This is a genomic window from Actinoplanes sp. NPDC026623, assembly GCF_040638275.1.
Lineage (GTDB): Bacteria > Actinomycetota > Actinomycetes > Mycobacteriales > Micromonosporaceae > Actinoplanes.
This window is the reverse complement of record NZ_JBEZXZ010000282.1, coordinates 1-8989: the sequence shown is the minus strand read 5'-3', so window position 1 is coordinate 8989 and position 8989 is coordinate 1. Positions and strand designations below refer to the sequence as shown.

The 8989-nt window shown below is 74.5% G+C and carries 11 protein-coding genes and 1 pseudogene; 10 read left to right on the top strand and 2 right to left on the bottom strand.

What is annotated here, in order from left to right:
- Positions 1 to 569, bottom strand: a pseudogene (locus AB0F10_RS42060) (hypothetical protein); the annotation flags it as partial.
- 93 nt (positions 570 to 662) lie between these two features.
- Between AB0F10_RS42060 and AB0F10_RS42055 the strand changes: the two are divergent.
- From AB0F10_RS42055 to AB0F10_RS42045, 3 genes are read left to right on the top strand one after another with little or no spacing between them, the layout of a single operon-like run.
- On the top strand, positions 663 to 1040 hold the full coding sequence (locus tag AB0F10_RS42055; RefSeq protein ID WP_360639152.1) for an Rv2175c family DNA-binding protein: 378 nt from the start codon (positions 663 to 665) through the stop codon (positions 1038 to 1040).
- A 6-nt stretch (positions 1041 to 1046) separates the two neighbouring features.
- Positions 1047 to 1373, top strand: a complete 327-nt coding sequence (locus AB0F10_RS42050) for a lycopene cyclase domain-containing protein (protein ID WP_360639149.1) — start codon at positions 1047 to 1049, stop codon at positions 1371 to 1373.
- Positions 1370 to 1723 carry a lycopene cyclase domain-containing protein gene (locus AB0F10_RS42045; RefSeq protein WP_360639146.1) on the top strand — a complete coding sequence of 118 codons (354 nt, stop codon included), beginning with the start codon at positions 1370 to 1372 and terminating at the stop codon, positions 1721 to 1723. The genes AB0F10_RS42050 and AB0F10_RS42045 overlap by 4 nt, the downstream gene beginning before the upstream one ends.
- Positions 1724 to 1735: 12 nt before the next feature.
- Here AB0F10_RS42045 and AB0F10_RS42040 read toward each other — a convergent pair whose 3' ends face one another.
- Positions 1736 to 2791: a polyprenyl synthetase family protein gene (locus AB0F10_RS42040; RefSeq protein WP_360639155.1), complete on the bottom strand. Its 1056-nt coding sequence runs from the start codon at positions 2789 to 2791 to the stop codon at positions 1736 to 1738.
- Between the two features lie 63 nt (positions 2792 to 2854).
- Here AB0F10_RS42040 and metF point away from each other — a divergent pair, with 63 nt between their 5' ends.
- From metF to AB0F10_RS42005, 7 genes are all read left to right on the top strand, one after another.
- Positions 2855 to 3769 carry a methylenetetrahydrofolate reductase [NAD(P)H] gene (gene metF / locus AB0F10_RS42035; RefSeq protein WP_360639143.1) on the top strand — a complete coding sequence of 305 codons (915 nt, stop codon included), beginning with the start codon at positions 2855 to 2857 and terminating at the stop codon, positions 3767 to 3769.
- Positions 3766 to 4434 (top strand): CDP-alcohol phosphatidyltransferase family protein, encoded by a 669-nt coding sequence (locus tag AB0F10_RS42030; protein ID WP_360639140.1) that lies wholly within the window; start codon positions 3766 to 3768, stop codon positions 4432 to 4434. Before metF ends, AB0F10_RS42030 begins: the two co-directional genes overlap by 4 nt.
- A 224-nt stretch (positions 4435 to 4658) precedes the next feature.
- On the top strand, positions 4659 to 5102 hold the full coding sequence (locus AB0F10_RS42025) for an HNH endonuclease (protein ID WP_360639138.1): 444 nt from the start codon (positions 4659 to 4661) through the stop codon (positions 5100 to 5102).
- A 90-nt stretch (positions 5103 to 5192) separates the two neighbouring features.
- Positions 5193 to 5675, top strand: a complete 483-nt coding sequence (locus AB0F10_RS42020) for a MarR family winged helix-turn-helix transcriptional regulator (protein WP_360639135.1) — start codon at positions 5193 to 5195, stop codon at positions 5673 to 5675.
- A 43-nt stretch (positions 5676 to 5718) separates the two neighbouring features.
- Positions 5719 to 7209 (top strand): MFS transporter, encoded by a 1491-nt coding sequence (locus AB0F10_RS42015; RefSeq protein ID WP_360639132.1) that lies wholly within the window; start codon positions 5719 to 5721, stop codon positions 7207 to 7209.
- A 31-nt stretch (positions 7210 to 7240) separates the two neighbouring features.
- The gene (locus AB0F10_RS42010) at positions 7241 to 7741 is read left to right on the top strand and encodes a hypothetical protein (protein ID WP_360639130.1); all 501 of its coding nucleotides are present in this window, start codon (positions 7241 to 7243) and stop codon (positions 7739 to 7741) included.
- Between the two features lie 77 nt (positions 7742 to 7818).
- Positions 7819 to 8989, top strand: a 1171-nt coding sequence (locus AB0F10_RS42005; RefSeq protein WP_360639127.1) for an MFS transporter, incomplete at its 3' end; no start/stop codon positions are given.

The window sequence follows — 8989 nt, the reverse complement described above, 5'->3', positions numbered from 1 at the left end:
GGCCGGGGCGCCGGGACGCCGCCGTCCACTGTGCCGCGGCGCCGGGGCGCCGTCGCATGCTGCCGCGCCGGGGCGCCGGCCGTCGCCGGCAGGGTCCGGATCGTGTGCGCGGTCGCGGCCGGCGCGGGCGCCGGCATATCGGGCACGAACACGGTGCCGCGGCCGAGCCCGGAGTTGGACTGGTCACCCCCGGAGCCGCCGGGCGCCTGCGCCGCCAGCGGATAGGGCTCGGCGCCCGCCGGCTTGTCGCCGACCAGCGCGTCGATCCCGGTGACGACGGCGAAGTAGCCGCCCGCGGCGCCCGCGACCGCGAGGGCGCCGAACGCCGCCACGGCGGCCAGCCGGCGCGGACGGGGTACCAGCTCGTCGCCGTACGTGGTCCGCAGTCCGCCGGTGGCGCCGAAGCCCCCGAAGGTGCTCATCCCGGTCGACGTCACGTCCTCGTAGCGGACCTCGCCGGCCGGGGCCGGGCCCGCCTTCTCGGCGTCCGGATCGGGCCGGCCCAGGTCGTAGCGCACCGAGCGCCAGGCTCCGGCCACCTCGTTGCGGGCTCTCCGCCACAGGGTCATCGGGACATTTCTCCGATCTCGAGGAGCCGGGGCGTTCCCGGTTCCGCATGCTCCGCTTGGTCAGCCGCGGGGCGGGCATGGCACGCTGGTCGGGTGACCGATTCCGTAAGCGTGGGTGAGGCGGCGGCCCCGCAGCCCACCGGCCCGACCGAGTGGATCAACCTGCCCGATGTGGCGGACAAGCTCGGCGTGTCGATCAGCAAGGTGCATCAGATGATCCGCGACGGCGCGCTGCTCGCGGTCCGGCGCGACGGCATCCGGGTGGTGCCGGCGGACCTGGTGGCCAACAGCACCGTGCTCAAGCACCTCCCCGGCGTCCTGACGTTGCTTCGCGACAACGGGTACAACGACGAAGAAGCCCTCCGGTGGCTCTATGAACCGGACGTGACCGTCGACGGCTGCGCCGCCAAGGGCCTCGGCGGCGACCGGGCCCGCGAGGTCAAGCGGCGCGCGCAGGCGCTCGGTTTCTGACGGCGCATGCGGCACCTGGCGTACCTGTCCGTGCTCGCCGGGTGCCTGGCCGCGGCGCTGTGGCTGGAGCCGGTGCTGAGGGTCAACGTGCTGCGCCGGTGGCGGCGGCTGCTGCTCACGCTACTGCCGGTGGTGGTCGTCTTCGTGCTGTGGGACCTGGCGGCGATCGCGGCCGGGCACTGGAGCTTCGACCCGGAGCAGACCACCGGCATCCTGCTGCCCGGCGGGCTGCCGATCGACGAGGTGCTGTTCTTCGTGGCGGTGCCGATCTGCGCGATCCTGGGCTTCGAGGCGACCCGGGCGGTCCTGCGCCGTCCGGCGGGCGACGAATGACCTACACCGCCGCGGCCGTGTTCGGCGTGCTCGGCGCGCTGACCGTCGACCTGTGGGTGCTGCGCACCCGGCTGGTGACCCGGGCCGTGTTCTGGGCCACCTACCCGATCATCATCGCGTTCCAGCTGCTGTCGAACGGCATACTCACCGGCCGCCGCATCGTGATCTACGACCCGGACGCGATCGTCGGCCTGCGGCTGGCGCACGCGCCGGTCGAGGACCTGCTGTTCGGCTTCGCGATGGTGCTGCTCACCCTCTCGATCTGGGTGTGGCTGGGCCGGCGCGGCGTGCAGCGCACCCCGGTGGCGGGCGAGGGCAGCGGGCTCCTGCGCCGCCTGCGCGGCCGCTGAGCCACCAGGCCGCTACGCCGCGCGCCGGGTGGCCGCGTCCGCCAGCTCGAGCAGCACGTCCCGGGCGTCGCGGTCCAGCTCAGCCGCGGCGAGGGCGGCGAGGGCCTGCCCGGTCAGCGACGAGATCCGCTCCTCGGTCCGGGCCAGCGCACCGCAGTCGCGGATGATCGCGCGCAGCCGCTCGACGCCGGCGAGATCCAGCCCCGGATCGCCGAGCCGGGACTCCAGCTCGTCGCGCTCGGCCGGCCCGAGTGCTGCGTGCGCCGCCGCGACCAGATATGTCCGCTTTCCCTCGCGCAGGTCGTCGCCGGCCGGCTTGCCCGTCTGCGCCGGGTCGCCGAACACGCCGAGCACGTCGTCCCGCAGCTGGAACGCCTCGCCCAGCGGCAGCCCGTACCCGGAATACGCCGCCGACAGCGACTCCGGCGCGCCGGCCAGGGCCGCGCCGAGCAGCAGCGGCCGCTCGACCGTGTACTTCGCGGACTTGTACCGCGCCACCTTGCCGGCCCGTTCCAGGGACGTGTCCCCGGTGGCCTGGGTCAGGACGTCCAGGTACTGGCCGACCATCACCTCCGTGCGCATCGTGTCGAAGACCGGCCGCGCCCGGGCCAGCCCGCTCAGGTCGACGCCCGAGGAGTGCAGCAGCTCGTCGGCCCAGACCAGCGCCAGGTCGCCCAGCAGGACGGCCGAGTTGTCTCCGAAGCTGGTGCCGTCGCCGCCCCAGCCCGCCTTGGCGTGCCGGGCGGTGAAGCGGCGGTGCACCGAGGGCTCGCCGCGGCGGGTGTCGGAGCGGTCCATCAGGTCGTCGTGGATCAGGGCGCTCGCCTGCACCAGCTCCAGCGCCGCGACCGCCGCCACCACGTGGTCGGAGTCGACGCCGCCCGCGCCCCGGTAGCCCCAGTACGCGAACGCCGGGCGCAGGCGCTTGCCGCCGCGCAGCACGAACTCCTCGAGCGCGTCGGCGACGTCGGCAAGCACCTCGTCGATCGCCAGAAGCTGGACACGCCGATCGGCGAGGAAGGCGGCGAGGGCTTTGTCGACACGCGGCCGCAGGCCGGCGCGTTCCAGCGGGGAGGTCACGCGGCAAACCTAGCCGGTCGCGGCGGGACTGCCAGCCGGTACAGTCTTGGTGTGTCTCTCGGACTTCCTTCGCGGCTCCCGACGTCTCCGGCGATCGGCGAGCTCATTCGTCGTCCGGATCCGACCTTCTCGTTCGAATTCATGCCGCCCAAGTCGCGCGAGGGCGAGCAGCTGCTCTGGCAGACGATCCGCGAGTTGGAGACGCTGCGGCCGGACTTCGTCTCGATCACCTACGGCGCCGGCGGCAGCACCCGGGACACCACCGTCGCGGTGACCGAGCGGATCGCGACCGAGACGACGCTGCTGCCCATGGCGCATCTGACCGCGGTCGACCACTCCGTCGCCGAGCTGCGCAACGTCATCGGGCGCCTCGCCGGCGCCGGCATCCGCAACGTGCTCGCGGTCCGGGGCGACCCGCCCGGCGACCCGATGGGCGAGTGGGTGCGGCACCCCGACGGCGTGCTCTACGCCGAGGACCTGGTGCGGCTGCTGCGCGAGTCCGGCGACTTCAGCGTCGGGGTGGCGGCCTTCCCCTACAAGCACCCGCGCTCCGCCGACGTCGAGACGGACACCCGCAACTTCATCCGCAAGTGCGCCGCGGGTGCCGATTTCGCCATCACCCAGATGTTCTTCGAGGCCGACGAGTATCTGCGGCTCCGCGACCGGGTGGCCGCCGCGGGCTGCGACACGCCCATCGTGCCCGGTGTGATGCCCGTCCTGAGAATGGCGACCATCGCTCGAGCGGCGCAGCTCTCCGGCGCGCCCTTCCCGCCGGCGCTGCAGGCCCGGTTCGAGCGCATCGCCGACGACGCCGACGGAGTGCGCGCGCTCGGCATCGACCTGTGCAGCGAGATGTGCCAGCGCCTGCTCGACGAGGGCGTGCCGGGCATCCACTTCATCACCATGAACCGCTCGACGGCGACCCGCGAGGTGTGGCAGCGCCTGGCCGCCAACGTCCCGGCTTGACCTGGGAGGAGTACGCCGCGGCCTGGTCCGGGCTGCACGGCGGCTTCGACCCGCGCGGCGCCTCGCCGGTCGTGCGCGGCTGGATCCGGCTGACCTACCGCGCCGGCTGCCTGCTCGGCCGGCTCGGCGTGGGCCCGACGGCCGTCACCGCGTTCGGGCTGCTGCTCTGCCTCGGCGTGCCGGCCGCCGCCCTGCTCGGCAACGCCGGGCTGCTGCTCGGCGCCGCGCTGGTGCTGCTGGCGGCCGGCGCCGACGGGCTCGACGGTGCCGTCGCGGTGGTCACCGGCCGGACCTCCCGGATCGGATTCGTCTACGACTCGGTGGCCGACCGGCTCGGCGAGCTGGCCTGGCTGGCCGCCTTCTGGATCGCGGGCGCGCCGGGCTGGCTGGTCGTCGCCGCCGGCGCGGTGAGCTGGCTGCACGAGTACGTGCGGGCCCGGGCCGCCGCCGGCGGCATGCGTGGCCTCGGCCGGGTGACCGTGGGGGAGCGGCCCACCCGGGTCTCGGTGGCGATCAGCGGCCTGCTGATCGGCGGGCTCGCCGGCCTCGCGCACCCGGGGTGGGAGACCGCGGTGATCATCGCGGCGGCCGTCGTCTGGGCCGGGCTGGGCCTGGCCGGACTCGTCCAGCTGATGGGCGCGGTGCGGGCCGATCGGGCCGGTTGAGCGATCTTTATTCGGTTGTCCACCGTGGCCGCCGCCTCTACCTTCTTCACCAACGACGTGTTCCGGACCACCGGGACCTAGGGAGATCACGTGACGGCCGACCGGTACGAGAGCGGGGCAGACGGCCCCGGCTGACGCCTTGCGCGCCCGCCGGTCGCCGCTCGTACCCGTGTTCGGGTGCGGGCGGCTTTTGCGTGTACGGGAAAAAGAGGAGGTGACCCGCGATGAGTGTGGTCCTTGTTCTCAACGCCGACTTCGGGCCTCTGCACCGGGTCAGCGTCCGGCACGCCATCCGCATGCTGTTCCGCGAGGTGGCGGTCGTCGAGGAGGCGCGGCCGGACGCGCGCATCGGCGTCTTCCCGATCCCGACCGTCGTCCGGCTGGTCAGCTACGTGGTGACCCGCTGGCGGCACAGCCGCGGACCGTCCTGGTCCCGCGGCGGCGTGCTGAGCCGTGACGGCCGCACCTGCGCCTACTGCGGCGGCGCGGCGTCCACCATCGACCACGTCCTGCCACGCTCGCGTGGCGGCGGCAACACGTGGCTCAACACCGTCGCGGCCTGCGGGCGCTGCAACCAGCGAAAGGGCGACCGCACGCCGGCGGAGGCGCGGATGCCGCTGCGCCGGGTGCCGACGGCCCCCGGCTGGGCGGCGCTGGCCGCGCACTGAGGCGACGACCGGCGGGTCCACACGGGGGTCCGTCGGTCGTCCATCAGTGGAACTATCCGGTACGGGATGATCCCGGAGTAGGGTGTATTCATGTCTTCCGCAGCGCCCGAGCGCACCGCCCGCGACCTCACCGGCCTGCTCAACATGGCCGGCCACGCGCTGGCGAACCGGCTCTCCGCCGCGCTCGCCGACGTCGGCCTGACCGCCCGCATGCAGTGCGTCCTGGTGCACGCGCTGGAGGAGGAGCGGACCCAGATCCAGCTCGCCGCCCTCGCCGATCTCGACAAGACGACGATGGTCGGCACCGTCGACGACCTGGAGCGGCGCGGCCTGGCCGAGCGCCGCCAGTCCGCGACCGATCGCCGGGCCCGGATCATCGCGGTCACCGACGCCGGCCGGGCCGCGGCGATCGAGGGGCAGCGGATCGTCGACCGGGTGCATGCCGAGGCGCTGGGCGCCCTGCCCGAGCCGGAGCGGGAGGCGTTCGTGGCGGCGCTGGTGCAGCTTGTCGACGGGGGTGCCGAGCCGGGACCCCGGCCCGTGCGGAGGGCCCGGCAACGCGCAAGTAGGTGAGAACTAGATAGTCCGCAAGCAGACTATCTGCTACGGTCGAATCATGGCTGCTTCCGTACCACCTCGTGACCGCCGGCGTGCCGCCGCGCTGGCCGTGCTCTGCTCGATGGCGCTGATGATCGTGCTGGACAGCACGATCGTGGCCGTCGCCGTCCCCGCGATCCAGATCGACCTGGGCTTCTCGCCGGCCGGCGTCGCCTGGGTGGTCAACGGTTACCTGATCGGCTTCGCCGGGCTGTTGCTGCTGGCCGGCCGCCTCGGCGACCTCGTCGGCGCCCGCCGGGTGTTCCTCATCGGACTCGTCGTCTTCACCGGAGCGAGCCTGCTCTGCGGACTCGCCGGCACGGCGCCGCTGCTGGTCGCGGGCCGCTTCGTGCAGGGCGTCGGCGGCGCGCTGGCGTCCGCGGTGATCTTCTCGCTGATCGTGCGGCTCTACCCGGAGCCCGGCGCGCAGGCCCGTGCGATCGGCGTCTTCAGCTTCACCCAGGCCGGCGGCGCCGCCGTCGGCTTCGTCGCGGGCGGGCTGCTGACCGATGCCGTCGGCTGGCCGTGGATCTTCCTGGTCAACGTGCCGATCGGGGTGGCCGTGCTGGTCGCGGCGCTGCGGGTGGTGCCGCGCGAGGCGGTAACCGGCCCGCGCGAGGGCCTCGATGTGAGCGGCGCGGCCATGATCACGCTGGGCCTGTCGCTCGGCGTCTACGCCATCGTGGACGGCGGCCTCCGGTACGCGGTGGCGGCGCTGCTGCTGGTCGTGGGCTTCGGAATCCGCCAGCGGTACGCCCGCAACCCGCTCGTGCCGCTGCGGATCCTGCGCCGCCGCCGGCTGTTGGCCACGAGCGCTGCGGTGGTGCTGATCTTCGCGACCGGCATGGGTTTCCAGTTCGTGAGCGCCCTGTTCATGCAGCGGGTGCTCGGCCTGGACTCGATCGGCACCGGCCTGGCCTTCCTGCCGACCCCGATCGTGATCGGCGTGCTGTCGCTGCTGGTGGCGCCGCGGGTGATCGCCCGCTTCGGCGTCCGCCCGGTCCTGCTGGCCGGGCTCGGCACGCTGGCCGCGGGGCTGTTGCTGCTGGCCCGGGTCCCGGCCGATCCCCGGTACGCGGCCGACGTGCTGCCGTCGCTGATCATCATGGGCCTGGGCATCGGCGTGGTGATCCCGGCGATCATCATGCTGGCGATGGCCGGGGCGGAGCCGCGCGAGACCGGCCTGGTGTCCGGTCTCACCAACACCGCGCAGCAGGCCGGCGGGGCGCTGGGGCTGGCGGTGCTCGCGGTGGTCGCGGCCCGGGTGACGGATTCGAGCCTCGCGTCCGGGCTCGGCGAGTCCGTAGCGCTGCGCGACGGCTACGCCCGGGCCTACCTGGTCGCGGCCGGATTCGTGGCCGCCGCGGCCGTCATCACCGCCCTGCTGCCGCGGCGTCCGGGGTCGATGGTCGACGCGGGCCCGCCCCCGGACCGGTCGGCGGTCGCCACGGCCGCGCGCCCGGAGGGCGCGCTGCCGCAGGAGGACACCTGCGGCACCGCCGCCCGGTAGGGAGGGTGCATGTCAACGTATCGTTGACATCATGACCGATCCCGCGGCGCCGGCTCCGGAGCTCGAGCGGCTCGGGGAGATCGGCGCCGCGCGGGCCCGTCTCGACGAGCGGGAGCTCGAGCTGATCGACCGGGCCCGCCAGGCGGGCGCGACGTGGGTCCAGGTCGCGGCGGCGCTCGGCCTGGCGAGCCGCCAGGCCGCCGAGCAGCGCCGGCAGCGGCTGGTCACGGCCGCCCGGTCGCGGCGCCACGACCAGGACCTCCGGTACGCGCACAGCATCGTGATCCTCCGCGTCGCGGTCGACGAGCTGCACCGGGCCATCGCCGCCGACCGCCGCTGGGAGGGCCGTTTCACCCGCGCCGCCCTGGTGCGCGCGACGGTCGCGACGGCCCTGGACGCCCCGCCCGGCGGGCTGTTCGCGCTCGCCGAGCAGGCCGCCGCCGACCTGGCTCGCGTCGAGCGGGACCGGCTGCCCGGACACGTCCGCGTCGGCCTCGACGCCCTCCGACGGGCGCTGTCAATGGACCGTTGACAAAGTGTCCAGCTCTTGTAGTCGGGCCCCCGAAACTCCGAGGATATGAGTCTTCCAGGCTCAATCTTGGAGGCGGAATGCGGCGCAACGCCGTCCTGTTCGTGGGGATCTCCCTGCTGTCCGGCTTCGGCGGCGGCGCGATGTCCCTGGTGGCGGGCATCTGGATCCTCGATCTCACCGGGTCCGCGAGCCGGGCGGCGCTGGCCGGGCTCTGCGTCTACGCGCCGACGCTGTTCGGCCCGTGGCTCGGCGGCCTGCTCGACCGGGTGCCGTGCCGCCCCCTGCTGATCGCCGTGAACCTGCTGCTCACCGCGGCGCTGCTGAGCCTGTTCACGGTCCGCTCACCCGCACAGGCTTGGCTGATCTACTGCGTCTGCGCCGCGTACGGGATCAGTTATGTCCTGCTGGACGCGGGCGAGTCGGCGCTGCTGCCGGCTGCGCTCCCGCCGGGGGAGCTCGGTGACGTCAACGGCTGGCGCTCGAGCGCGCAGGAGGGCATGAAGCTGATCGCCCCGCTCGCGGGCGCGGGCCTCTACGCGTGGCGCGGCGGCGCGGCGGTCGCGGCGCTCAGCGCGGCGATGCCGGTCCTGGCCGCCGTCCTGTACCCGGCCCTGCGGCTGCGATCGGCGCCGGCGCGGACCCCACCGGCCGGGCGCGGCGTCCGCGCCGGGCTGAAGGTGCTGGCGGGCCGGTCGCCGCTGCGGACGGTTGTCGCCCTGGCCGCGGTCTCGATCGCGATGTCGGGCTTCGCGACCGCCGCGCAGTACCAGGTGGTGACGGCGGATCTGGGTCTGGCCGCCGCCTTCCTCGGGGTGCTGCTCAGCGCGCAGGGTGCCGGGTCCATCGTGGCGGGTCTCGCGGCGGGCCGGATGATCGCCCGCCGCGGGGTCGTGTTCCTTGCGGTGACCGGCGCGGTGCTGTTCGCGGCCGGCCTGCTGGCCCGGTGCCTGCCCTGGTGGCCGGCGCTGGTGGCGGGCGCGGTGATCGGCGGCGCCGGCCTGCCGTGGACGCTGATCGCGGCGGTGACCGCGGTGCAGATCCACGCGCCGGGGGCGATGCTGGGCCGGGTGTCGGCGACCGCGAACACCGTGATGTTCGGCCCGATCGCGCTGACGACCCCGCTCGGTGCGGCGGCGGTCCACCTCGGCGCCCGACCGGCCCTGCTGACGGCCGCCGCCGCCTGCCTGGCCCCGGCGGCCGTCGCCACCCGCCGCGGAACCCCGCCCGGCGGGGTCCGGGCCGGGCGGG

Coding starts and splice junctions, on each gene's coding strand:
- AB0F10_RS42045 (WP_360639146.1), top strand. CDS start 1,370: ATGACCTACACCGCCGCGGCCGTGTTCGGCGTGCTCGGCGCGCTGACC.
- AB0F10_RS42010 (WP_360639130.1), top strand. CDS start 7,241: ATGACCGATCCCGCGGCGCCGGCTCCGGAGCTCGAGCGGCTCGGGGAG.
- AB0F10_RS42025 (WP_360639138.1), top strand. CDS start 4,659: ATGAGTGTGGTCCTTGTTCTCAACGCCGACTTCGGGCCTCTGCACCGG.
- AB0F10_RS42050 (WP_360639149.1), top strand. CDS start 1,047: ATGCGGCACCTGGCGTACCTGTCCGTGCTCGCCGGGTGCCTGGCCGCG.
- AB0F10_RS42020 (WP_360639135.1), top strand. CDS start 5,193: ATGTCTTCCGCAGCGCCCGAGCGCACCGCCCGCGACCTCACCGGCCTG.
- AB0F10_RS42015 (WP_360639132.1), top strand. CDS start 5,719: ATGGCTGCTTCCGTACCACCTCGTGACCGCCGGCGTGCCGCCGCGCTG.